The 25,099-nt window shown below is 38.8% G+C and carries 27 protein-coding genes; 6 read left to right on the top strand and 21 right to left on the bottom strand.

Translation table 11 applies throughout. The features are described 5' to 3' along the window. Positions 1–61: 61 nt before the first annotated feature. The 12 genes from HDF25_RS00485 to HDF25_RS00430 all read right to left on the bottom strand — a co-directional run bounded on the left by HDF25_RS00485 (position 62) and on the right by HDF25_RS00430 (position 9,622). Positions 62–451 carry a hypothetical protein gene (locus HDF25_RS00485; protein WP_184621674.1) on the bottom strand — a complete coding sequence of 130 codons (390 nt, stop codon included), beginning with the start codon at positions 449–451 and terminating at the stop codon, positions 62–64. Between the two features lie 70 nt (positions 452–521). Continuing rightward, complete coding sequence (locus HDF25_RS00480) at positions 522–1,049, bottom strand: KdsC family phosphatase (RefSeq protein ID WP_184621672.1); 528 nt, start codon at positions 1,047–1,049, stop codon at positions 522–524. Next, positions 1,050–1,292 (bottom strand): Fe-S cluster assembly protein IscX, encoded by a 243-nt coding sequence (gene iscX / locus HDF25_RS00475; RefSeq protein WP_183869483.1) that lies wholly within the window; start codon positions 1,290–1,292, stop codon positions 1,050–1,052. 22 nt (positions 1,293–1,314) lie between these two features. Beyond that, complete coding sequence (locus HDF25_RS00470) at positions 1,315–1,647, bottom strand: 2Fe-2S iron-sulfur cluster-binding protein (protein WP_184621670.1); 333 nt, start codon at positions 1,645–1,647, stop codon at positions 1,315–1,317. Between the two features lie 39 nt (positions 1,648–1,686). Further along, entirely contained in the window at positions 1,687–2,451 is a 765-nt protein-coding gene (locus HDF25_RS00465; protein WP_184621668.1) for a Rossmann-like and DUF2520 domain-containing protein, read from the bottom strand. After that, on the bottom strand, positions 2,452–4,920 hold the full coding sequence (gene ccsA, locus HDF25_RS00460; protein ID WP_184621666.1) for a cytochrome c biogenesis protein CcsA: 2,469 nt from the start codon (positions 4,918–4,920) through the stop codon (positions 2,452–2,454). A 5-nt stretch (positions 4,921–4,925) separates the two neighbouring features. After that, the gene (locus HDF25_RS00455) at positions 4,926–5,336 is read right to left on the bottom strand and encodes a cytochrome c maturation protein CcmE (protein WP_184621657.1); all 411 of its coding nucleotides are present in this window, start codon (positions 5,334–5,336) and stop codon (positions 4,926–4,928) included. Between the two features lie 221 nt (positions 5,337–5,557). Then, positions 5,558–6,241 (bottom strand): peptide-methionine (S)-S-oxide reductase MsrA, encoded by a 684-nt coding sequence (msrA, locus tag HDF25_RS00450; RefSeq protein WP_221450821.1) that lies wholly within the window; start codon positions 6,239–6,241, stop codon positions 5,558–5,560. Between the two features lie 141 nt (positions 6,242–6,382). Then, positions 6,383–7,804 (bottom strand): Glu/Leu/Phe/Val family dehydrogenase, encoded by a 1,422-nt coding sequence (locus HDF25_RS00445; protein ID WP_184621655.1) that lies wholly within the window; start codon positions 7,802–7,804, stop codon positions 6,383–6,385. A gap of 163 nt (positions 7,805–7,967) precedes the next feature. Next, positions 7,968–8,174 carry a CcmD family protein gene (locus HDF25_RS00440; RefSeq protein ID WP_184621653.1) on the bottom strand — a complete coding sequence of 69 codons (207 nt, stop codon included), beginning with the start codon at positions 8,172–8,174 and terminating at the stop codon, positions 7,968–7,970. A 17-nt stretch (positions 8,175–8,191) separates the two neighbouring features. Beyond that, entirely contained in the window at positions 8,192–8,848 is a 657-nt protein-coding gene (gene ccsA, locus HDF25_RS00435) for a cytochrome c biogenesis protein CcsA (RefSeq protein ID WP_184621652.1), read from the bottom strand. Positions 8,849–8,962: 114 nt separating this feature from the next. Continuing rightward, complete coding sequence (locus HDF25_RS00430; protein WP_184621640.1) at positions 8,963–9,622, bottom strand: heme exporter protein CcmB; 660 nt, start codon at positions 9,620–9,622, stop codon at positions 8,963–8,965. Between the two features lie 84 nt (positions 9,623–9,706). Here HDF25_RS00430 and HDF25_RS00425 point away from each other — a divergent pair, with 84 nt between their 5' ends. Further along, entirely contained in the window at positions 9,707–10,198 is a 492-nt protein-coding gene (locus HDF25_RS00425; protein ID WP_184621638.1) for a methylated-DNA--[protein]-cysteine S-methyltransferase, read from the top strand. On the opposite strand, the gene HDF25_RS00420 is transcribed toward HDF25_RS00425, so the two are convergent. From HDF25_RS00420 to HDF25_RS00400, 5 genes are all read right to left on the bottom strand, one after another. Then, entirely contained in the window at positions 10,181–10,606 is a 426-nt protein-coding gene (locus HDF25_RS00420) for a hypothetical protein (RefSeq protein WP_184621636.1), read from the bottom strand. The genes HDF25_RS00425 and HDF25_RS00420 overlap by 18 nt on opposite strands. Before the next feature lie 153 nt (positions 10,607–10,759). Then, the gene (locus HDF25_RS00415) at positions 10,760–11,437 is read right to left on the bottom strand and encodes a hypothetical protein (protein ID WP_184621634.1); all 678 of its coding nucleotides are present in this window, start codon (positions 11,435–11,437) and stop codon (positions 10,760–10,762) included. Between the two features lie 203 nt (positions 11,438–11,640). Further along, positions 11,641–11,976 (bottom strand): gliding motility protein GldC, encoded by a 336-nt coding sequence (gene gldC, locus HDF25_RS00410; RefSeq protein WP_184621632.1) that lies wholly within the window; start codon positions 11,974–11,976, stop codon positions 11,641–11,643. Positions 11,977–12,323: 347 nt separating this feature from the next. Then, positions 12,324–13,661, bottom strand: coding sequence for a DEAD/DEAH box helicase (locus HDF25_RS00405; RefSeq protein ID WP_184621631.1), 1,338 nt, complete (start codon positions 13,659–13,661; stop codon positions 12,324–12,326). A 122-nt stretch (positions 13,662–13,783) separates the two neighbouring features. After that, positions 13,784–14,458 (bottom strand): GIY-YIG nuclease family protein, encoded by a 675-nt coding sequence (locus tag HDF25_RS00400; protein WP_184621629.1) that lies wholly within the window; start codon positions 14,456–14,458, stop codon positions 13,784–13,786. Positions 14,459–14,601: 143 nt separating this feature from the next. Here HDF25_RS00400 and HDF25_RS00395 point away from each other — a divergent pair, with 143 nt between their 5' ends. Genes HDF25_RS00395 through HDF25_RS00380 form a run of 4 tightly spaced genes read left to right on the top strand, consistent with a single transcriptional unit; the run spans position 14,602 to position 19,941 of the window. After that, complete coding sequence (locus tag HDF25_RS00395; RefSeq protein WP_184621627.1) at positions 14,602–15,936, top strand: dihydroorotase; 1,335 nt, start codon at positions 14,602–14,604, stop codon at positions 15,934–15,936. Continuing rightward, a complete protein-coding gene (locus HDF25_RS00390) occupies positions 15,937–17,049 on the top strand; it encodes a DUF3810 domain-containing protein (RefSeq protein WP_184621625.1) in 1,113 nt (370 codons plus the stop codon). A 41-nt stretch (positions 17,050–17,090) separates the two neighbouring features. Then, the gene (gene hscA, locus HDF25_RS00385) at positions 17,091–18,947 is read left to right on the top strand and encodes a Fe-S protein assembly chaperone HscA (RefSeq protein WP_184621623.1); all 1,857 of its coding nucleotides are present in this window, start codon (positions 17,091–17,093) and stop codon (positions 18,945–18,947) included. 37 nt (positions 18,948–18,984) lie between these two features. Further along, positions 18,985–19,941, top strand: coding sequence for a zinc dependent phospholipase C family protein (locus HDF25_RS00380; protein ID WP_184621621.1), 957 nt, complete (start codon positions 18,985–18,987; stop codon positions 19,939–19,941). Here the strand turns inward: HDF25_RS00380 and HDF25_RS00375 are convergent. The 4 genes from HDF25_RS00375 to gldF all read right to left on the bottom strand — a co-directional run bounded on the left by HDF25_RS00375 (position 19,938) and on the right by gldF (position 24,231). Beyond that, on the bottom strand, positions 19,938–20,597 hold the full coding sequence (locus HDF25_RS00375; RefSeq protein WP_184621619.1) for a VTT domain-containing protein: 660 nt from the start codon (positions 20,595–20,597) through the stop codon (positions 19,938–19,940). The two genes, HDF25_RS00380 and HDF25_RS00375, sit on opposite strands and share 4 nt — an antisense overlap. Before the next feature lie 76 nt (positions 20,598–20,673). Then, positions 20,674–21,798, bottom strand: coding sequence for a DNA polymerase III subunit beta (dnaN, locus tag HDF25_RS00370; protein ID WP_184621617.1), 1,125 nt, complete (start codon positions 21,796–21,798; stop codon positions 20,674–20,676). Between the two features lie 34 nt (positions 21,799–21,832). After that, complete coding sequence (gldG, locus tag HDF25_RS00365; RefSeq protein WP_184621615.1) at positions 21,833–23,509, bottom strand: gliding motility-associated ABC transporter substrate-binding protein GldG; 1,677 nt, start codon at positions 23,507–23,509, stop codon at positions 21,833–21,835. Then, positions 23,503–24,231, bottom strand: a complete 729-nt coding sequence (gene gldF / locus HDF25_RS00360) for a gliding motility-associated ABC transporter permease subunit GldF (RefSeq protein WP_184621613.1) — start codon at positions 24,229–24,231, stop codon at positions 23,503–23,505. Before gldF ends, gldG begins: the two co-directional genes overlap by 7 nt. Before the next feature lie 135 nt (positions 24,232–24,366). Here gldF and HDF25_RS00355 point away from each other — a divergent pair, with 135 nt between their 5' ends. Next, a complete protein-coding gene (locus HDF25_RS00355) occupies positions 24,367–24,975 on the top strand; it encodes a YdeI/OmpD-associated family protein (RefSeq protein WP_184621611.1) in 609 nt (202 codons plus the stop codon). Positions 24,976–25,099 lie beyond the last annotated feature (124 nt).

The following is a 25,099-nucleotide window of genomic DNA, read 5'->3' as shown; positions in this document are numbered from 1 at the left end:
TTTGCGCTAAAATAACAAAAGCGGCTCAAAGCCGCTTCTGTTATTTAAATATTTACCCTTTTTAAGGTTGTGTACCTTGTCCGGCTCCTCTGCTTTTCATCGCTCCTCTTCTTTCTTCCAGATAAGCTGCATAAGTTTTTTTCTGATCATCGTTTAATAAATCATTGATCTTTTTATTATTATCCTGCATCAGACTCATCATTTTAGTTCGCATTGCCTGTCTGTCATCACCTGCGTCTTCACGGGCCTTGTTCATTTGTGTGTTCTGATCTAAAAGAATGTCATGGACTTTAGTTTGCTGATCAGCTGTCAGACTTAATTTCTCTGTCAATGTAGCTGTAGCTTTGGTTGCCCGTTCTTCAGGGGTACCTGCCATACGATTACCACCTTGTGCCTGTGCAAATGTTATTACACTGAATAACAATCCGCAAATCAATAATAATTTTTTCATCTGTTTATAATCTGTTGGTTTTCAGGGATAGAGCTGAAAAATCCAGGAAGGTTTAAACCGGTTTTGTAACTTATTTGCTAGAATCAGCAGCTGAAGGGTTGGTATCGAACCATTTACCCTGAATACGAAGAACTTTTTCAATAACATCTCTGACAGCAGTTTTACCTCCGTTAAATGGGGAAATATACTCAGAGATTGCTTTTATATCCGTACAGGCATCTGCAGGACAGGTTGGAAGTCCCACCAACTTCATGACCTGAAGGTCGGGAATATCATCTCCCATATATAATACTTCCTGCTGGTTGATATTATAAATTTCCAGGTATTCTTTAAAAACCTGGACTTTATCAGAAATACCTAAAAATACATCTGGTATACCCAGGCCCTCAAAACGCTTCTCCATCGCCTGGCCCCGTCCACCGGAGATGATACATACATGGTATCCTTTTTTGACGGCCAGCTGTAAGGCATAGCCGTCTTTAATATTGAAACTACGCAAAAGCTCTCCAGACTCAGTGGCAATAATATGACCATCAGTCAGTACTCCATCGACATCAAAGACGAAGGTAGTGATCCCTTTAAGCTTTTGCAGTAACATTTAGTCCTGGTTATCTCTCCACTCATAAACCCAGGCAGACTGGATCTGCTCCAGGTGACCTTCGTTGCTTTCTTCTCTTGTACCTTTAAAATTAGGTAGTGACAATACCCAGTCTACCAGTTCAGTAAACCTGATACGGTAGATTTTAGATTCATTAAAATCATCACCAAATTTCTCGTATAATTCCTGGGCGATATCTTCATGATCCTGCCAGTGAATCGGTAAAGCAAACTTATCCTGCATGTTTATTTTCTTTTATTATTAATTAATGGCCTAAAAACTCAGATTGGTTCGGAATAGTAACTTCAATATTTCCGTTAATAACTACACACTGACAACCTAATCGGGAAGAAATCTTTGGGTTTACCGCCCTATCGATAAAGTCTTCTTCTTTATCAGATATTTCCTGGATGTTATCCATTCCTTTAGTCACGTATACATGACAGGTACTGCAACCGCATACACCGCCGCAGTTATGCTGTAAATCTATTCCATTATCGAGGCAAACATCAAGTACTGATTCTCCACCTGCAATTGGCAACTGAATCTGTTCTTTACCCTTCTCTTCAAAATTGACTGTTAATTGATAAATATTCATAATTGTTCTCAAAAATAAGCAGCAAAAACCGCAATCCTGTTATAGATGTGTTTTTTTAATGCTATTACTTAGCGTTTCGTAGATTTTCTGCAATGCCGGAGCCCCTTCAAGCAGATTCAGATGTTTTTTTATAGTCTCCTGATCGTTTCGGATAGCAGGTCCGGTTTGTGCTTCGGCTGGTGTAGCTGACTGTACCTTTTCTGCAGTTTCCAGTATAAGTGGCTTTAACAGGTCAAATGAAAGGTGGTGTCGCTCCAGCAGCTGGCTGCTGAGTTCATAAAGATGATTACTGAAATTACAGGCAAAAACTGCTGCCAGATGTAAAATACTACGTTGCGAAGTCGTCACAACGGCAACCTTAGCGCTTAACAGCTGGGCAATGGCTTTAATTCTTTCCAGTGTTTCTTCCTGATCTGCCTCTATGCACAAAGGTACCTGTGTCATATCAACTGCCTTTGATTTGGAGAAAGTCTGTAAGGGATAAAGCACCCCATAACCGTTTTTTGATCCAGAAAGTACACTCATTGATGTTGCTCCCGAAGTATGAACAACTATTCCTTTAACGTCTGTTAAATGGGCCGCAACAGAAGCAATAGCATCGTCCTTCACAGCAATGAGATAACAGTCAGCGGTACGGTCAAGATGGTCCCAGTTACTGATAGGTTCTGCCTTTGTTAAAGCAGCCAAAATTTCTGCATTCCGGCTATCATGACTCCAAACCTGAACAATGTCAGCTCCTATCGCCTTAAAAGCAATTGCAAGATGTGTTGCTACATTTCCGGAGCCTATACAAACAATGTTCATTTAGACAGTCTTAATTTCCTTTTGTCTTCTGACAATAGAGATCAGGAATCCAATAACCATAACGATCAGACCAACCCAGTATAAATTGATATAAGGGAATTCGATAGACTTGAATACTACCCAGTCTTTAGATTGCTGAGGTTTTTCAAATACCTGCAACTCAACTTTTTTCTGATCGGGAAGAATTTTGGTAAATCTCAGTCTTAAACCTAAATCAGGAATATTACGTGCAAAATCGAACGTATTGTTTCCTTTTACTAAGAATATAGGCTCTGTTTTATAAATCTTACCGTTCAGGTCAATTTCCAGCGGAAGTCCTACTGCGATATCTCCCTCAGCTAAAGCAAGGCTTTTGGCTGTAGGTTTGAAGTTAAGATTCTTTACAGTGATAATTCCACTGCTTGTATGCAGGGTATCACCCGCAGCCACATTTACAATTCTTGGTTTTTTATAGTTCTGCTCATCACTTTGTGCGTCCATATCTCCGTGTGTTTCCTTTTTGTCAGGAGCACTGGTAATATGTGTATAGACATCGTAAGTCAGATAGTGTTTAGTATCGGGAGAAGCAATCAGCCCCATCTTTTCGTTAATCTGAACACGTGGATTCAGGTTAAAGTCTTCTTTAACCTTACCGGTTTTCTCTTCAATAACTTTAAAATTCAGCGTATAGTAGGTATTGGGAGCAATAGTTGTATCGTTGGTATAGGTAACTGTAAAACGTCCCATTTTCTTAGGCTCATTTTTATACAGAACCATATTCTCCCCAGGTTTCTCTACCTTTTCAAAGTCTTTTACAGGGATGAAATTGGTTGCATTGATAGAAACGGGCTTACTTGTTGCAGCAGCAACCAATGCACCTACCAGTAACAAAGCAAATCCGATATGTGCTACAGCAGCTCCTACCAGCTTACCTTTACCACTAAATCCTTGCGAAAGAATACGTGCATTGGAAAGAATGGCAAACATACAACTGAATGACAACAAAATATAAATCAGGTTGTTGTAAACATTAGTCACATAAACAAAACCCGCTGTAACCACAATTGAGATCACTAAGGTAGCGACCAGGCTACTGTAGAATTTACGCGTATCAGTACGTTTGTATTTTAAGAACTGTGAGAAACCGGATATCATTGTAATCAGGATAGCAAAAGGTGCCTGCCACTGATTATAATATTTGATCGCATCTATAGGAGGCGCAAAATTAGTTCCGAATGCTTTGTTGAATACAGGAACTGAAGTTGAGAAAATAACCTGGATACAGGCCACAGTAACAACAAGTGCACCAATGAACATCCAGAATTCTCTTGAGTAAGTTTCTTCGTCTTTATTGGTAATTGGTAGTTCTTTCCAACGCAACACAATTAAAACAACCGGGATAGCCAGGAAAACTACATTGTATAAAATCAGGTGTCCAAACATTCCCAGATCGGTAAATGAGTGTACAGAAGTTTCTCCAAGAATACCACTTCTGGTTAAGAAGGATGCATATAATACCAGGACAAAACTTACCAGAACTAATGCGATGGAGGTAAAGAAAGCATGTCCTGTGTTTTTAAAGGCAATCATCACATGGACAGCACCAATCAGGGTTAACCATGGAATTAATGAGGCATTTTCTACAGGATCCCAGGCCCAGAAGCCACCAAAGTTAAGTGCCTCATATGCCCAGAAAGAGCCCATGATAATCCCAGTTCCTAGTACCATTACAGCAAACAAAGCCCATGGCATAGCTGGTTTTACCCATTCTTTATATCTTTTTTGCCATAAACCTGTGATCACATAAGCGAAAGGTACCACCATACTGGCAAAACCCAGGAACAATGTCGGCGGGTGAATAACCATCCAGTAATTCTGAAGAAGCGGATTTAAACCTCTTCCGTCAGTAATAAACTTCAGGTAATTTTTAAAATTTTCAGGATCGGCAAATACTACCGGAGCCATTTCTTTCAGGTTTACAGCATCTCTTAACAGGATAAAAGGAGAACTTCCAATCCGCTCACCAAATATCTGAACACCCAATAACATAGACGTTAAGAAAACCTGCGAGAAGGATATAACTGTAAGCACCCCATTTTCCCATGATTTAGCTTTCCAGATCAGAATAGTTCCTAAAAGTGATTGCCAGAATGCCCAAAGCCAGAAACTTCCTTCCTGTCCTTCCCAGAATGCAGAAACGATATAGTATACCGGAAGGGTTTTTGAAGAGTGAGAATAAACGTAATAGTATTCGTTATAATGATTCAGGATCAGATAAAATAAGGTTACCCCTATTCCAATAACACTAAACAGGTTAATCAGAAATGCGGTTCTTCCTAACCGTTGCCAGGATTTATCAGCAAGGTCTTTATTCCGTGTTGCAAAGAAGTAAGAAATCGTTGCAAGTAGTGAAGCGGCAAACGCTAAAACAATAAAAAACTGCCCAACTTTGCCGGGAAGGAGGGTTTCTCCTGTAAATTGTATGTCCATTAAAATTATTTGTATTTTTTAACCTGTCCGTCCTGATTAATCTCTACCAGGTCATTGTTGTATTTGGAAGGGCACTTCATTAATATTTTGGAAGCGTAGAAAGTATCACTGCTCATTTTACCAATCAGTACCAGTTTTTCTGAACGTTCAAAATCCTGTGGCTTAGTACCACTGTAGATCACTTTCTTCACGTCGCCTTTTTCATCTTTCATATAGAATGAAAAATGATTGGCATCTTTCAATGCATCGTAATAAGTTCCCTTTTCTTTTGCCCAATGTCCCATTACGTGAAACTCCCTGGAGTCTTTAGCCGCTTCTGTAAAAGTTGAGTAATTACTGGTATCAGCATTTAAGCTAACCAGAAAACAAACACAGATAGCTATAGTAATTAAGCCAATAATTGCACTTTTCTTCATGAGAATATATCGTTTTTTATCAATGCTGATGTTTATAGTAATACACTACATCCATCTCCCCTTGCTTACCTAACCTGTTAAAAGAGTAGACAAAGATAAAAAATATAAGTACCTAATGTATTTTAGTAGCGGGCTAATACTTTAGATGACAAAATATTGATAGTTGGCTGACAAATAAACTACATTTCGCCGGTGCGGGAACTGACAGGAAAGAAGAAATATCACTTAAGATACTCTGCTTTAATTAATTGAGGAAGCTCCTTTCTCACATGTATCACTTTTGGTCTGGATACGTTGCGGATATATGGATCCCAGAGATTACGTTCATAATAGTCCTGATGGGAGCTTTCGGCCGGATAAAACACAGAAAAGGGCTCGAGTTCTGTAACAAAACTACCGGCATAATATTTTGCGGCTTCCATTTCGGCCATAACTTTATGAATCGTATTAAATTCTTTAGGACTACGATAAAATGCAATTGAACGGTAGTCAGTACCTTCATCTGGGCCCTGTCTGTTCAATTCTGTTGGATTATGTGCAAAGAAAAAAGCGCGCACCAATTGCTCATAGGAAATCTTAGTGGGGTCATAATATACCTGAACAGATTCGGCGTGGCCTGTATTTTTAGTTAATACGTCATCATAAGTAGGATTTACTGTACTTCCTCCGGCATAACCACTGATCACGATATTTACCCCCTTCAGCTGGATCATACTTTCCTGCAACGCCCAGAAACAGCCGCCGGCAAAGGTCGCCACTGCTTCATTTGGATCTGGTACAGGTAAAACTGCAAAACCATTATTACTGGCAATTTCCTGGGTCCTGCCCGAACAGGCAGTCAACAGCAGGCCGGTGATTAATAAAAACAGGCTGCCTCTTTTAAACTGGTTGATCATCGTAATCATTCCTCCATACCAATATACGAAAATGCTGCAGCAGGGATTTCAAGATTAATGTCATAATGAGACCTTCAGTACCAGAGTTGAGTCCAAAAAAAAATCCGCAACGTGTAGACGTTGCGGATGAGTTATTTATTTAGAAACAGCCTATGGCCAGATACCTAAGTTCATGTAAGAAACGGCAATTTTGTCGATTGAACCAACAAAAGCAGCAGTTCTTAAAGTCTGAATACCAGGTTTAGTTACCAAAGTCTCTCTGATTTCATGGTAAGAGTGAATCATTGTATCCTCTAATCCTGAGTTTACTAATTCTAACTCAGACGCACCTTTAACAATCATTAAGCGGTGCTCAGCCGGGATACTCTGACCAGTTAAGCTTTCCAGTGTGTTGATCAGGTTAGCATTTGAGTTTTCAGCATAGCGTTTTTCCATACGGCCAAAAGCTACGTGAGAAAGGTTTTTCAACCACTCAAAGTAAGATACAGTTACACCACCAGCATTACAGTACATATCAGGGATAATAATACCGCCCATTTCAGTGAAGATTTCTTCAGCCTCAGGAGTACATGGTCCGTTTGCACCTTCAGCGATAATTTTCGCTTTGATGTTTCTGATATTTTCAACTGTAATCTGATTCTCTAAAGCTGCAGGAACAAGGATATCGCATGGTTGCTCTAAACCTTCCATAGAATTTTTAAATTCTGTAGCTCCAGGGAAACCTAAGATTGAACCTGTTAATTTACGGTGTGCAAATACCTCATCTACGTTTAATCCGTTTGCATTGTAGATAGCGCCTTCAAATTCGCAAAGACCAACAATAGTAGCTCCAAATTCAGTAAGGAATTTTGCAGAGTGGTACCCTACGTTTCCTAACCCCTGAACGATAACTCTTTTGTCATCCAAACCAGCTTTAAGGCCAATTTTCTGCATATCTTCAGTTACTCTTACACACTCTCTTACAGCGTAAGCAACACCACGGCCGGTAGCTTCCTTACGTCCGCGGATACCATGTAAAGCAATAGGTTTACCAGTAACACAACCTAAAGCATCCAGCTGACCTGGATTCATAGTCATATATGTATCAGCAATCCAGCTCATTTCACGTTCTCCAGATCCGTAATCAGGAGCAGGAACGTCAATACCAGGACCGATAAAATTCTTTTTAATCAATTCAGTAGTATAACGACGGGTGATATTCTCTAATTCACCTGTTGTATAGTTTTTTGGCGTAATTTTAATTCCACCTTTTGCACCACCAAAAGGAACATTCACGATTGCGCATTTATAAGTCATTAATGCCGCCAATGCCATTACCTCATCTTCATTAACCATTTCACTGTAACGAATCCCTCCTTTTGTAGGGCTCATGTGGTGAGAGTGTTCAACACGCCATGCATCAATTACCTCGAAGCCATTTCCTCTGCGGATTGGAAACTGGAAACGATAAACACTGTTACAAGCTTTAATTTGGGAAAGTAAACCCTCTGGGTGACCGGTGAATTGTGCTGCGTTATCAAAGTTTTTACAGACGTCAGTAAAAAAATTTGTCTCGTTTGCTGTAGTAGCCATTATTTGATTTTTATGAATTTGAATTATGTTCTTATTCTTATAACTGCAAAATTGCACTAAAAAAAACGATTAATACAAATAAATAATTGCTTAGTGTAAGAGAAACACATCCTTTTAAATCAGCCAAAAACCTGTGTTAAAGGCTTTAAAATAATTTTTTACCTCAAGATTTTTTTTCCAGTTTTTTTAATCTTCGTTCAATTGAGAAGAGGAAAAACAGTAGTCCAAGCAAAATAATGCCCACACATACAACTACTACGTATATCTTTTCTGACCCTTCCAGAGTTTGAACAACTGCAGAATCCTGACTTTGTGCAAAAAGCTGCATCGTAACCATTAACATCAGGACCGTGGTAATTAATCTTTTCATCGCTATATTTTAATGATTTATATTTTATTCTTTTCTAAAGATGATACTCTAAAAAGGATAGTGTATATCCAGTAACCTATTAATATCCAACCCATACAAGCAGGATAAAAAACCATTCTCATATGGCTGTCCAGATCATAAGCATTAAATCCGGGATTACCTCCGTTACCAGGATGCAGTGAATCAGATAATCTTGGCAACACAAAAAGAAGCACTACCATCATTGGGAAAGCGAAAATATTATATATGGCTGAGATCTTAGCTCTTTTCTGTTCTTCATCAATCGCATTACGGAGAATCAGGTAGGCAAAATACAAGAGCAACGCAATAGCTGCAAAATTTTGTTTGACGTCAAAACTCCAGGCTTGTCCCCAGGTAAACTTTGCCCAGACCGCACCGGTAATAATCCCAAGTATCCCAAAAACCACACCTGCGTTTACACTCTGCACCGCTTTTCTGTCATCGGTTTCATTATTGCCATTCAGATATTTTATACTATGAAATACCGACACACTAAAAAGCACAATCATACTGAACCACATTGGTACGTGGAAATATAGATTTCTAATACTTTGATGCAATATAGGCAAAGCAGGAGCTGAAGACAAGAAGCCAAAAACTGTAGAGTAAACTACAAGCACTGCTCCCAAAATTTTCCACCAGGATTTATACATTTATTTCAGATTTAAGGTCGCAGGTTAAACAAATCATATTTGACAGGCTCAGTTTAATTTTGCGAGTTCAAAGGTAATAAAGCTTTATATATTTTTTTAATTATTGTAAATCCATTAGTCCCTCCACAAGTATGGAAACAACAGTAATGCAAATACGGCTACCAGTACATTAATAATCAATAAAATTCCGATTTCATCAAGACTTACGCTTCTATCCAGACCATCAATCGCATTCTTACTGAGCTTAATCAGCACGGTAATAACCGGAATGATAACTGGAAAACTCAGGATAGCCATCAGCATCCCTCCGTTACCTGCTTTTGAAGCAATCGCGGAAATCATAGTGAATATAGTTGAGAAACTTAAACTGCCCAGAATAGTGGCCAGGATATATAATCCCATATCCTCTGGCACATAATCAAACACAAGTGTATAAAATGCCAGTGCAATCAGTGTAAGCAGCAGCATCAGAAAAACGTTGTAAATTGTCTTTGAGATAATCAGTGCCAAAGGGCTTGCTATGGTATATATATATAATTGCCTCCCTTTACTTTCCTGAAGGAAACTCTTGGAAACAGCATTAATGGAAGCAAATAACATAATAATCCAGAACAATGCATTCCAGGTAACCCCTCTGAGAGAAACGAAAGAGAGAAAACACACAAATATGGTAGATACTACATAAAGCAAAACTCCATTTAACGCATATTTTGACCGCCACTCCAGTAGCAACTCTTTCCCAATCAAATATTTAACTTCCTTAATTAATTGCATTTCGGGACAAAGATAATTTTATGGATCGTTTTTTTACTAAAAGAGGCATATTTCAGGCTTAAATAATGATTATATTGTACTTCTATGATAAAAGAATACTGCAGTATAGTGCATAGCCCTATTGGAGATGTCAGCATCTTTGCAGACGAAAGAGCTGTTAATACAATTTCCTTCCTGCAATCCGCCAAAGCTGATCTGAAAGAAAACGATCACACTTACCAGGCCGCAGCCGAATTATCAGCCTATTTTGATGGTTCATTACAAGCTTTTACTTTTTCTGAAAAACAACCAGGAACAGTTTTTCAACAAGGTGTGTGGCAAGCTTTAAAAACAATTCCTTATGGTACAACCCTATCTTATGCCGGGCTTTCAGCTCAGCTGGAGAACCCATTAGCCATTCGCGCTATTGCTGCAGCAAACGGAAAGAACAATCTTGCCATTGTAGTTCCCTGCCACCGTGTGATCGGCAGCAGTGGAAAATTAGTCGGTTATGCAGGCGAACTCTGGCGAAAACAATGGCTCCTGAATCATGAACGGGAGATCTCGCAACAAGGCCAGTTACTGCTGAATTTCTGAGACAGGTATTTCTGATACTTGAGTTGCACCAATTGCTCTCCTAACCGTAATCAGAGGTAATACTCCAGCCAGAATAACAAACCAGCCCCATTTATACTTTACCATTCCTGAAGCCAGATTGATTAATTTCTTAAAATGAATGAAACTAAAGTAATCATGTGACTTAAACCACACCGCAGCCAGTGTTAGTATAACCATAGCAATAGCCGCCCAGCCAGAAAACCTGATCAGGCCAATCTTGTTCAGAAAAGCACCGGCAAAAGCAAGCACAATGATTACATAGAAAATAACCCCCAGAGACTGATCAATCCCAAAATAGTTCCAGTTTCCAATAATAGGTACATGCACCAGAGGACACATCCCTCCAACTGCCATTAATAAGGCTCCGATAACGCCCTGAATCTTCATAAAAAATATATTTTAATAAACAGGGACAAAAGTATGATCTATTTACAATATTCAATCTGTTATAAATAAGAGATTCTTCTAAATTTATTTAGCCTCTTCAGACACAAAGGCCCTCAAAAGAACCTTTGTGTCTCTATTAGAACATAATGCGGGCTAAGGTTTTATCGTCTTCAGGTTTTTATTAATTTCCTCATAACGGGTAACTCCATTAATTTTTGTGATTTCGTCCAGAACAAAATCCAACTTCGTACCCAGATTATCAAAATTAACCTGAACCTGGTCAAGTCTGACATCAACTACTCCAAAACCAGCAATGGTGTATCTTGTTAAATCACTAAGTTCCATTTCAACTTTGTCCAGCCTACCCTCAACCGACTTAAAGCCTGCAATCGTAAACCTCCTTAAATCGCCTAGCTCTGTCTCAACTTTATCCAATCTGACCTCAAGTTTATCAACTTTTGATTCAAGACTATCCATCCTGATTTCAAGACTATCCATCCTGATTTCAAGACTGCCCATCCGGACTTCAAGACTGTCCATTCTGGCTTCAAGACTATTCATTCTGGTTTCAAGACTATCCATTCTGGTTTCAAGACTATCCATTCTGGTTTCAAGACTATCCATTCTGGTTTCAAGGCTATCCATTCTGGTTTCTATGCGATCCAGTCTGATTTCTATGCGATCCAGTCTTTCATTAATTTTACCTATTCCGATAAGTAAATCTTCAACATGCCCTACTAAAACATGTATAACTTTTTCTAAAGCGGTTAACCGTTCATTTACCTGTTCCATATTTTTAAATTGTTCTGTAAAATTAATTAACTTAATCATTACAAAATAATTTAACTCAATAAACACATTCATAACTGTTATTAAACACCAAATTCTCAGCCCGCTCAGAAATCATTTCAATTTTGTATAAGCCATCCCTGACACCCGCATCCGAAATCAATAGAATTGTGTAAAAAAAATGCCGTTTTTCCGCAGTCCGATACTTGACTGCAGAAAAACGGCATTTTTTTATATCTGAAAATCTATTTCCCTGGATCTATCCCCATTTTATCGGCGAAATGCGCACAATAATCTCTCAGATCTTCGATAATCAAGGTCTCGCCAGTTGCTTTCAGGAAACTGTCCCCCATGGTCTGTAAGGTCTCATAAAAAAACCTTTTCATCTCATCGACAGGCATATCTTTAGTCCAGAGATCAATACGCATTGTATTCTTATAATTATGATCCCATAAAGCCAGCATCATAGATTTTACCGGTACCTTTTCCTGAGTCTCAGCATCAGTAGATTCCCACATTAAATTTTCAGGGACATTATTATCATCTAACTCAACCGTTATTTTAATTTCTGCTGTTTTCATTGATATATATATTGTTTTTCGTATTGTTTTTCGTTGCTTTCCGGAACAAAATAATTTTTAGTTACCGCCTTATCTTTATCCTAAAACTATCTTGAGAATAAACATTAAAACGACAGTAAATACGATCAGCGCACACTCTATGATCCATAAGTTACGGAGCAAAGGTATGAACTTTCGGAAAATCAGATCTGAAATGAATGCAATAATTGCAGTTAAAACACAAAGTCCTGTCAATAATATATTGACACCTTTCTGTACCGGAACGTGTTGTTCAGGACCGAAAATCATTAGCATTGCCAATACCAGGCAGCCTGAAGTAACAATATTTAACGGGGTTAATCTCAAGACTAAGTTTTTTTGAATTTTCTTTTCTTCCAGGCCGGGGTCTTATCCATCTTTTTCTTTGCTGCAGCAACCGCAGCAGCAGCAATAGCAGCTGCATGTTTCTTCTCATGAAAAGCTCCTTTAAAATCAGGATCGTCTTTTCTTTTCTGATTGTCAATCTCCCTTGCAATATACTGACGTTCTTCGTACGGAGTTTCTTCTACAAAAACTTCGGAAGGAAGTTCCATTACCGGAATACTCTGACGCATCAGTTTCTCAATCTTTTTGATATAATACTTTTCGGCTTCAGTACAGAAAGTAAGCGCATCTCCTTTAGCATATGCCCTTCCGGTACGTCCGATACGATGTACATAATCTTCAATAATAATCGGCACATCAAAATTAATCACATGACTTACTTCTGCCACATCAATACCCCGGGAAGCTACATCTGTAGCTACCAGTACGCGAATATTTCCTTCCTTAAAACTATTGATTGAATTAATCCGTGTATTCTGGCCTTTATTTGCATGGATAACCCTCACCTCTTCAGCACCGTACCTGCGTTCAATAAAGCTGAATATATTATCAGCCACAGTCTTTGTTTTACAAAAGATAATCAGACGTTTAAAGTCGATCTCGTTCTTCAGTAAGTGTTGTAAAAGGTTGATTTTTGTTTTAAAATTCGGTACCTCATATAAACCCTGAGTAACAGTCTGTGCAGGTGTAGCCTGTTGCCCTGCTTCGATAATAGTTGGGTTTTTCAGAAAATCACCCGCTATTTTATGTACCAGGTCACTCATTGTTGCCGAGAAAAGAAGATTCTGTCTCTTACGGGGTACTATTTCCAATATCCTGTGGATAGATCCAATAAATCCCATATCCATCATCTTATCAGCCTCATCCAATACCAAAAATTTCAGGTATTGTGTATTAATATGGCCTGCAAGATAAATATCAAGGAAACGACCAGGTGTTGCGATAATAATATCAACACCAGCCTTAATTTGTTCTATCTGCGTTTTCGGACCAATTCCTCCAAAAACTACAACTGAACGTAAATCTGTATATTTCGAAAATATTTTCACATGTTCAGCAATCTGCATAGCTAATTCACGTGTTGGCGCAAGAATCAATGCACGTGCTGCATCGCCCTGAGCATATTTCAGTTTCATTAATATAGGCAGCACATAAGCTGCCGTTTTACCAGTTCCTGTTTCAGCGATACCAAAAATATCCTGGCCCGATAAAACCGGCGCTATCGCTTTTTCTTGTATTGGGGTAGCAACCGTAAACCCAGCATCAGCAACAGCGTTTAAAATCTGTCTGTTTAGGTTAAACTCTTCGAATGTTTTTGGCATTTTGCAAATATACTATAATTAATAGGACCAGTAATTACATTTTTTATGAGGCGCATGAACACATGCTCTGCTAAAAACAAAGCAGCTTATAAAAAATGATCAAAAGAAAATACTATTTAAAGCTATGCCTCAAAGGCAGCAACACTAATTCTTGCTTTTAAATTCTTGAACTGATAATCAGGAATCAGATCCCTTTTTTCATGTATCTGGGTAAATTCGAATTGCTCTTCGCCCTCTAAAGTTGTGATTGCATCTTTAGCTTTATTATAGGAACATCTGTATAATTCACCTGCATCCTGTAGTTTTCCACTTTTTTCGTATTGATTTACTACCTTATTCTCAATCAGTTTCTCCTGGATTTTGCGTTCTGTCCTGCCTTGTGTAGTTGTTTTTGCATCAAATAAGAGTACCCAGTCATCAAAGCCAGCATACATTGTCTTCGGCATATTTAAACTTTTAATCCTGTTTATTACATTCTGTGTAGAACCAATCTTAATCAGGTTTCCTTTTCTCGATCCTGCAATATAAATAAACCCCGTCTGACGTTCTCTTAAAAGAAAGGCAATTCTACCTGTTTCACACTGCGGACAATGACCATCGATAGTCTTAAAATTATGATTATCATCCTTACTGCACCCCACAGTATTGTATGCAATAACTGTGTTCGCTTCAGACATAAGCTGCTTCAGCCCCTCTGTCATCCCCTCTCCTTGTGCGTCAAACAGCAAATCCATAGGGATTTTATGTTTTTTAATAAAGCTTTCCTGTGTCTTGGTTAGTAAGTGTTTAATAGTCATTTCCAAAATTAGTCATATTAATTGGGTTTAAATCAGTTAACCGTGTAACATATAGAAAAACAACCGTATATTTAACTTTGGATTTAACTTAAAGATCCAAATCAGGATTAAAATATTGTTTCGAATTTCTTAGATTTGGCAATATGAACACCATTCTTATAAAAGCTGCAACTTTAGTCAACGAAGGGAAAATTTACACCTCGGATGTATTTATCAAAGACGGATTTATTGAAGAAATAAGCCCAGTGATCAACAGACCAGCCGATCAGGAAATCAATGCAGAAGGTTTGCATCTATTGCCTGGTATGATAGACGATCAGGTCCATTTCAGAGAACCTGGTTTGACTCATAAAGCAGATATTTTCACTGAAAGCATGGCAGCTGTTGCTGGTGGGATTACATCCTTTATGGAAATGCCAAATACTGTCCCGAATACTTTAACACAAAGTTTACTGGCTGACAAATATAAGATCGCATCGGAACTATCCCTTGCCAATTACTCCTTTTTCATGGGCGCTTCGAATGACAATATCGAAGAAGTCCTGAAAACAGACCCGGCACAAGTATGTGGCATAAAAGTCTTCATGGGATCCTCTACCGGAAACATGCTGGTAGACAACGAAACCGTACTGGAAAACATTTTCCGGGAAGCTCCGATACTGGTAGCAACACATTGTGAGGATGAAATGACCATCCGGAATAACATGGCTGCTTTCAAAGAAAAATATGGAGAAGATATTACTATAGAGATGCATCCGCTGATACGTAATGCAGAAGCCTGTTATATTTCCTCTTCACTGGCTGTCTCTCTGGCTAAAAAACATAATACCCGTTTACATATCCTTCATATTTCAACTGCGAAAGAGATCTCCTTATTTGAAAACATCACTCCACTGAAAGATAAAAGAATTACAGCCGAAGCCTGTGTTCATCACCTGTGGTTTGACGCTCAAGATTATGCTGAGAAAGGAAATCTGATTAAATGGAACCCGGCGGTTAAAACGGCTGCTGACAGAGAGGCCATTCTAAAAGCTGTACTTGACGGTCATATTGATGTAATTGCTACGGACCATGCCCCGCATACTATTGAAGAAAAAGCACAGCCTTATCTGAAAGCCCCTGCAGGAGGCCCGCTGGTACAGCATGCACTTTCTGCGCTGCTCGAAATGTATCACCAGGGAAAAATATCCCTCGAAAAAATAGTAGAAAAAACCGCACACAATGTCGCGACCTGTTTCCAGATAGACAGACGCGGATTTATAAGAGAAGGTTACTGGGCAGATTTAGTTCTTGTAGCACTGAATGATCCGGTTAAAGTGACAAAAGCAAATATCCTGTATAAATGTGGATGGTCACCCTTCGAAGGACAAACTTTCAAGGCAGATATTACCCACACTTTTATTTCCGGAAACCTGGCTTATCAGAAGGGTAAGTTTATGACTAACGAAACAGGGAAGAGATTAGCTTTCAACAGGTAGATGAATCCAGCGATCAAGACAAAAACCCGCCGCTTAATCATATTATGCAGCATTGCTTTATTTATTTTTCTCTTAGGGCTAAATAGCAATGTTGTAGAATCTGTTTATTCAGGCGGTCTTTATCCATTGACCTCGGTCGCACAACGTTTTATCAGCTCACTGTTTCCTTTTGCAGTAGGCGATTTTTTATATCTGTTCCTCATCGGCTATTGTCTCTGGTCAGTATTTAAAGCTATCAGAAATTTCAAAGTACCGGGTCAGAGAATATTGATCCCGCTGCAACTGATCAATTTTATACTGATCTTATATATTGTTTTTAAACTTCTCTGGGGATTAAACTATTCACGTCCATCCATTTCAGGACAGCTGGGTATCAGTCATCAGAAATATACCACTAAAGATCTCGTACAATTAGGTGATTTTCTCATTGGAAAAGTCAATAATATTAAAGGTCAGATCCAATCTGCCGGTACTAAAAAAGAGGCTGGAATTACAGAACTGGAGAGCAAATCTAAATATGCTTATGACAAACTGGCCCGGATCAATCCTTTTTTCAGGTACAGGGTTCCAGCTGTAAAACCTGTATTACTTGACTGGATAATTACTAAAACAGGAATAGAAGGTTACTATAGTCCTCCTTCGGGTGAAGCTAATGTGAATATGAGACTCCCGCCTGTAGGTCTTCCCTTTGTAACCTGTCATGAAATTTCTCATGAACTGGGAGTAGCAAGAGAAGATGAGGCTAACCTCGTTGGTTATCTGGTCAGCATTAACAGCCCGGACCTTAACTTTCAATATTCCGGATATTATAATATATTGAGAAGTGTTCTTTTAGAAATCCGAATAAAATCACCGGAAGACTTTGCCATACTTTACAAAAAGATCAATGAGGGCACATTAGCTGATTTCCATCTGGAGCAGGAATTCTGGAAAAAATACAACTCCGAAATGTCTGGTTATATGGGCAGCGCATTTGATCAGTTTCTAAAAATCAATAATCAGCCAAAAGGCAGAGATAGTTACCAGGATATTGTTTTATGGGTATTCAACCTATACAATCAGCCAGGACATTCTCCACTAATTCCGGCACAAAACAAAACATTACAACCTTAATACAATAAAAAGGACAAAACATTCCTAAATTTGCCGTAATTATGGCAAAGATATCCATCAACCTGGCGACAGGTTCTTTACAAAAAGAAGAGATCATTGTAGGTATTGATTTAGGCACAACCAATAGCCTGGTAGCTTTTATCGACCCGGACAAAAATCCTAAAGTTATAAATGATACAGGAAAGGGTTTATTAGTCCCTTCTATTGTTCATTTTAATGCTGCTGGTGATACTTTGGTAGGTAACGAGGCCAGAGATTTTCTGATTACTGATCCTGCCAATACTATATTTTCGGTTAAACGTTTACTGGGCCGTTCTTATAAAGATATAGCCGGCCATCAGGATACATTTTCTTATAAACTAATTGATGAAGGCAATGACTCCCTAGTCAAAATACAGGCCGGTGAGAAATTCTATACGCCTATTGAATTATCAGCTGAGATTTTAAAAGAACTGAAAGCCAGAGCTGAACATGCCTTAAAGACACCAGTCAACCGTGCTGTAATAACTGTCCCTGCCTACTTTAATGATAGTCAGCGTCAGGCAACAAGAGATGCAGGTCGTCTTGCGGGATTAGATGTACTGAGAATTGTGAATGAACCTACTGCGGCAAGTTTAGCTTACGGTATAGGTCTTAACCCTGCAGAACAGAAAACTATAGCCGTTTACGATCTAGGTGGCGGAACATTTGATGTTTCTATTCTGGCAATTCAGAATGGTATATTCGAAGTCCTTTCCACCAATGGAAATACTTTCCTCGGCGGAGATGATTTTGACCGTGCAATTGTTCACTACTGGATAGACAAAAACAAACTGGATACAACTATGCTGACGGCAGATTCGGGCCTGATGCAAAAACTTCGTTTAAAAGCTGAAGAAGCTAAAAAAGCATTAAGTACCCAGAACCTGTTCAATGAAAAATTAGATGAAATCTGGTGTACACTGGACAAACAAACTTTCGAACAGTTAATTGAAGCTAAAGTTACGGAGACACTTAATTCCTGCCAGCAGGCATTAAAAGATGCGCAGTTAACCATTACTGATATCGACGAAGTGGTCATGGTAGGCGGATCAACACGTACACCTTACGTCAAAGCGAAAGTAGCTGAGTTCTTTGGCCGTCAGCCGCATGATCAGATCAATCCGGATGAAGTTGTAGCCCTGGGTGCAGCAATACAGGCAGATATTCTTGCGGGTAACCGTTCAGATATTTTATTGCTTGATGTTACACCTCTCTCCCTTGGAATTGAAACTATGGGTGGATTAATGGATGTTATCATCGCCAGAAATGCAAAAGTACCAACCAAAGCAGGTCGTCAGTACACAACCTCTATAGATGGCCAGATCAATATGAAAATCTCTGTTTTCCAGGGAGAACGTGACTTGGTTAAAGAAAACAGAAAGTTAGCAGAATTTGATTTAAAAGGGATCCCCTCAATGCCTGCAGGTATGCCTAAAGTTGATATCAATTTTATCCTGAATGCCGATGGAATATTAACCGTCCAGGCTATTGAACTGCGTTCTGGTGTAAAACAGGAAATAGATATTACACCAAGTTACGGTCTGACAGATGATACCGTAGAGAAAATGCTGATTGACAGTATCACACATGCCAAAAGTGATGTAGCACAGAGAATGCTGATTGAAGCAAAAGGCGAAGGTGAGCAACTGGTTTATACTGCAGAAAGATTTATCGATAAAAATGGTTTCGTACTGACAGCAGAGGAGCTGGCAGACACAAAAACTTATATTACTGCGCTGAAAAATGCTTTGGCCGAAGGAGATAAAGACATCATTCTGAAAAAAGCAGATGAACTGAACGAATTTACCCGTCCGTTTGCAGAAAGACTAATGGACATGGCTGTTTCTAAAGCCATGAAGGGAAAAGCGATAGATTAATTACCAGAATATTATAGCTTATAATTAGTTTACGGGGATGAAAAGACTTTTCATCCCCGTAATTGTTTGTACTACCTGGCTCCTTATTACTTCCTGGGGCTTTTTCGCCCATAAGCGCATCAATCGTCTTGCTGTATTTACACTCCCTTCCGGGATGAGCAGATTTTACAAATCCAACATACAATACCTCACAGATCATGCTATTGATCCTGATAAAAGACGTTATGCCGATACTGCTGAAGCAGCAAGGCATTATTTAGATGTCGAATTATATGAAACAGAGACAGACAGTATACCCAGGAAATGGAATGATGCGGTCCAAAGATACGGGTCGCAAAAATTAGCCAAAAACGGCATACTTCCCTGGCAGATCCAGCGTACCTATTACCAGTTGGTTAAAGCATTTAAACAACATGATTCAATAAAAATCCTGATCCATTCTGCTTACCTGGGGCATTATATTGCAGACGCCCATGTTCCCCTTCACACTACAGAAAATCACAACGGGCAACTCAGTAATCAAGTTGGCATTCATGCCTTCTGGGAAAGCCGTCTGCCCGAATTATTCTCCGAAAAATATAATTTTCTGGTAGGAAGAGCCATATATATAGATGACCCTATGACTGCAATATGGAAAACAGTCAGTCATACTCATACACTCGCAGACAGTGTTTTAAAGATAGAAGCTGAGTTAAACCGTAACTTTCCGTCTTATCGGAAATACAGTTACACTAAACGGAATAAACAGGTCACCAAACAGTACTCATTTGAATATGCCGATGCCTATCATACAAAAATGAATCGTATGGTAGAACTACAAATGCGGGCCTCTGTTTTATCTATTGGCTCCTGGTGGTATTCGGCATGGGTAGATGCGGGCCAGCCAACTTTAGAAAATATGATTAAGGTCTCTGCAGACCCCACAGAAGAAAAGGAGATGAAGGAGCTGAACAGAAAGTTCAGCTCCGAAAAAATTATAGGGAGGGAGAATTAACCTCCGGTAACATCTTTAGGTTTGAATCTTGATTTGATAGCTGCGAAGATTACTGGTGCAAACGTCACCACTGCAATAAATATAATTACGATAGAGAAGTTATCCCTTACCACAGGGATCTGTCCCAATAAGAATCCTGCGAACAATAAACTGGCAATCCATCCTAATCCTCCAATGATATTGTAATAGGTAAATCTGCCAAATGGCATTTTTGCTACTCCGGCAACAAAGGGTGCTATGGTTCTGAAAATTGGCAAAAAACGGCTGAATATGATCGCTTTTCCGCCATGTTTCTCAAAAAACATATGCGATTTGTTATAATATTCAAGTTTTAGAATTTTATTACCTTCTTTAAACACCTTAACTCCAAAAAAGCTGCCCAAACGGTAATTTAAACTATTACCCAGAATAGCCGCAAGAGATAAAAGGAAAAACATAATCCAGATCTCCAGACCTGTATTACCTTTTGCAATCAATGCTCCTACTGCAAATAACATAGAGTCCCCAGGTAAAAATGGAGTAACCACGAATCCCGTTTCGGCAAAAATGATAATGAATAAAATAAGATAGGTCCAGGTCTGATAATTACTTACCAGCTTAACCAATTCTACATCTGTATGCAGAATAAATTGTATCAACTGATTGATGATGTCCATATTGTATTATAGCAAACGTCATTACAACACGTTTATTCTCGCATGTAATGACGCTCAGGTATATATATTTATAAAATTAATTATAGTTGTTCAGCATAACCGGCATAACCAGCATCAGGACATCTTCGTTTTCGTCGTTGGTTTGAGGAATCAATAAACCTGCACGGTTTGGTGTCGAAAGTTCCAGTGTTACTTCTTCACCTGAAAGATTACTTAACATTTCAATCAGAAAACGTGCATTGAAGCCTATTTCCAGATCCTCACCTTCATATTGACAGCTTAAACGCTCATGAGCTTCATTAGCGAAATCAAGATCTTCAGAAGAAATATTCAATTCACTTCCGTTGATTTTCAATCTTACCTGATGGGTAGTTTTATTTGCAAAAATAACTACACGACGTAAAGTATTCAGGAATAATGCCCTGTCAATAATTAATTTGTTAGGATTGTTAGCAGGAATCACTGCTTCATAATCAGGATAACGTTCATCAATTAAACGACATACCAGATTGATATTCTCAAATTTAAAGAATGCACTGGTTGCATTGTAATCTACCGATACATTGATCTCTGTTGAAGGTAAAGCTGCTTTTAATAAAGTCAGTGCTTTTTTAGGCAGAATGAATGAAGCTGTTTTATCAGCTTTGCTGTCCATACGTCTGTATCTTACCAGTTTATGTGCATCAGTAGCCACAAAAGTGATAAACTGATCAGATAACTGACAGAAAACACCAGTCATTGCCGGACGAAGCTCGTCATTACTTACAGCGAAAATAGTTTTGGTAATCGCCTCAGTTAAAACAGAGGCCGGAAGATTTACTGAAGAAGCATTCTCTACAACTGGGATTTTAGGAAAATCATCTCCGTTTTCACCACTCAGTTTATATTTTCCGTCACCTGCACTAATCTCAATAGAAAAAGTAGCATCGTCAATATTGAAAGAGATGGGCTGATCCGGAAGTGTTTTCAAAGTATCCAGTAAGATTCTTGAAGGTACAGCAACTTTTCCGCCCTCTTTAGACTCTACAGGCAGTGAAGTAGTCATACTTGTCTGCAAATCTGTAGCAGAAATAGTTAAACTTCCGTCCTTAATCTCGAAAAGGAAATTTTCCAGTATCGGCAAAACAGTGCTGCTGCTTGATGCACCATTAACCGTTTGTAAATGTTTTAATAGCGTTGATGTGGATACAATAAATCTCATAATATGATCTTGTCAGTTCTCAAAAATATAAAAATTACCTTGCATACTTATACTTGCGGTAATAATGTTGAAAAATTGCGAACAATATTAACAGTAATAATGGTAAAATAAGATTAATAAACTGCCATTTGGTTTTTGATTGCCTTAAAAGCTGCTTATCCAGCAGTCTGACCTTAACCTCTTTATTCCTTAATTCGATCAGATTATCATCACTGGATAAATAATCTGCAATATTTAACAGGAAAGCCTTATTTCCAAAATTCCTTTGAGTATACCGGTCAAAACCAAGCGGAAAAACGGAACCATCACGTCCACTTACCTGATTAAGGAACATATCTCCGTCTCCAATGACTATCATCTTAGTAGTTTTACTGTGCGCTGCACTACCGTAATTTTCAGTGATACCTGCCGGGACTGCCCTGTTTAAGAACACAGATGGAAAGCTTCCTTCCAGCAAGACAGCTGCATTTCGCTGAGGGTTTGAATATAACTTCTGGTCCGGTCTTTCAGCTATACTTTCCAGTGATAAGACCCTGGGTGTATTATATACTATATTATAAGGAGAAGTACGCAGGATCGTCGTTTTGCGTACTCCCTTCACGCCGATCGTATCTACAGTACTCAGAAATTCTGTTTTTATACCGTCAATATTCCTGACCATATTATTTGAGGTATCAGGGATCAGTACAGGATAATAAATCCATGGTGCCATCTGGATATCACGCTGCTGACCACCATTCATAGCTATAGGAATTTCTGCACAATTTAAATCTGCTACGATGTTATAATTCACCCTTGCCCCATACATAAAGAGCATATCATCAAGATTCAGTTTATTGTTAAATGCAAGTTGTTCACCCGCTCCCTGTAAACTATCCAGACTGGCGCTAACCTGATCGATACTCCAGACTACACTTCCACCGTTCATCACAAAATAATTGATTTTGTATTTTACAGCTTCTGAGAATTCCTTTTGGGGTTTGGTGATAAAAAGTATTTTAAGCTTATCCAGTCCTTGTTTACTGATCTGGTTAAGATCCACACGTCCTACTTCATAACTATCGGACAATGATTTCATCGCATCACTCAGATATGGATCAGCAGGCTCCCCATTCCCTTCAGTAAAGCCTATCCGTGGGTTGATCCCGGTACTTACCTTTTTAATCGCAGAGGTAAATACATATTCCAGGTTCTGAATGGAATTATTAATATTTTCTTCATAATTGCCTCCTGCATCAAGATTCTGAAGAAGTTTAACGGCAATCTGTCTATCACCGGCCTGTACAATAGCCATCGGAAAAATGGTCTTTTGTGTAAACCCTGCATCGTTTTTAATATTCAGATTGGTAGGTTCGATACCAATACGATACAGGTTACTTAAAACTGTATCCTGTTCCTGCTGGGCCACTCCGCTGATCGGATCTGTAAATACAACCTTAATTTTTACAGAAGAGTTTGCTTTATAGTCGTTTAACAGATCTGCTGTTGCATGCTGTAAACGTTTAAATGCCGAAGGAAGGTCTCCATCGAGAAATACAGTAACAGTAATCTGCCTGCTGGCTTTGTCCAGAATTGTTTTGGATTTGGGATTAAGTGTAAACCGCTTATCCTTCGTGAAGTCGAAACGGTGATAAAAATAATTAGCAACTACATTCAATAAGATCAGCAGAATTGCAAAAAGAAGTATTCTGCCCCAGTTTCTTTTTACCATTTCCTACCTCCTATCACTAATCGGGTTATACCCAGAAACAATAAAATAAAAGTTATAAAATAGACCAGGTCCCGGGTATCTAATACTCCCCTGCTCATAGACTGGAAGTGTACATTGATACTCAGCCATACAAATATATTTTCCAGTACAGTCGCAGTAAAAATTTTGCCCAAAGCATCAAAACCACTATAGGCAATAAAAGATAATAAGACAGCCACTGCAAAAGCAATCACCTGATTTTTGGTAACGGAGGAAGAAAAAATACCGATCGCAGTAAAAGCTGCTCCCAAAAGCAAAAGTCCCGTATAAGAACCAGCAACTGCCCCTCCATCAATATTCCCTTTGGGCAAACCCAGCTGAACAATAGAGTAATAATATAATAAGGTAGGTACCAGTGCAAAGAACACCAATACCAAACAGGCAAAATACTTGGCTAATATAATCTGCCACTCGGTCAGTGGCCTGCTGGCAAGCAGAATATAGGTACCTTCCCGGCGTTCTTCTGCAAAGGAACGCATCGTAATTGCAGGAATAAGAAACATAAAAAGAAATGGGGTAAGGCTAAAAAACCCATTCAGTTCGGCATAGCCATACTCCAGAATGGAAGTATCCGGAAAAAACCATAAAAGCAGGCCAGATACTAAAAGGAATACACCTATAGTGATGTAAGCCATTAATGAGTCTAATAAACTGAATAATTCGCGTTTAAATACTGCGTACATGAAAAAATTATAATGATGCCGAAGTTAGAGAAAATATGCTAATCTTAAAATGTGCCATTTGATTAGCCAGACAAAACAGAACATACCTGTGAAACACATAATTTTTCTTTATTTTAGTGTAATAAAGCAGGAATCATGGAAAAATTTGATAGTCGTATTGATGCATATATTGATCAGGCAGCTGTTTTTGCACAGCCGATATTAAAACATCTCAGGATGCTGGTACATGAAGCGTGTCCTGAAATCTCTGAAACTATTAAATGGGGATTTCCTCATTTTGATTACAGGGGTACGGTATGTGGCATGGCTGGTTTCAAAACTCACTGTGCCTTTAATTTCTGGAAAGCCTCATTGCTCCCGGACCTTCATCATCTGACCGGTGAAGACAAACCACATTCTATGGGACATTTAGGCCGGATTGAATCGGTTACAGATTTACCTGGTGACGATGTCCTGATTACTTATATACAAAATGCTGTCATCCTGAATAAAGAAGGTGTAAAAAAGATTAAAAAACCTGCTGCGCCTAAAGCGGAATTACAGATTCCTGATGACTTCAGACAGGAACTAATCAAAATCCCGGAGGCTAGAGCGCATTTCGAGAAATTTAGTTATTCGCAACAAAAAGAATACCTGGAATGGTTCAGTGAGGCAAAAACTGATGCGACCAGGAATAAACGAATAAATACGGCATTGGAATGGATCGCAGAGGGTAAAGGGAGGAACTGGAAGTATCAAAAATAAGTAGGAACTAACCAAAAACACTCAGGTAACTTCATCCTAGTTGAGGTCACTAAAAACAAATCTAATTGATCTGGTTAATACCTTAAGTCATTGCAAAAAAAACATGGAATAGTCTTAAAAATTA

Source organism: Pedobacter cryoconitis (assembly GCF_014207135.1).
GTDB classification, from domain to species: Bacteria; Bacteroidota; Bacteroidia; order Sphingobacteriales; family Sphingobacteriaceae; genus Pedobacter; species Pedobacter cryoconitis_D.
Note: the sequence above shows the minus strand (reverse complement) of the source record. Positions and strands in the feature narration are given on the sequence as shown.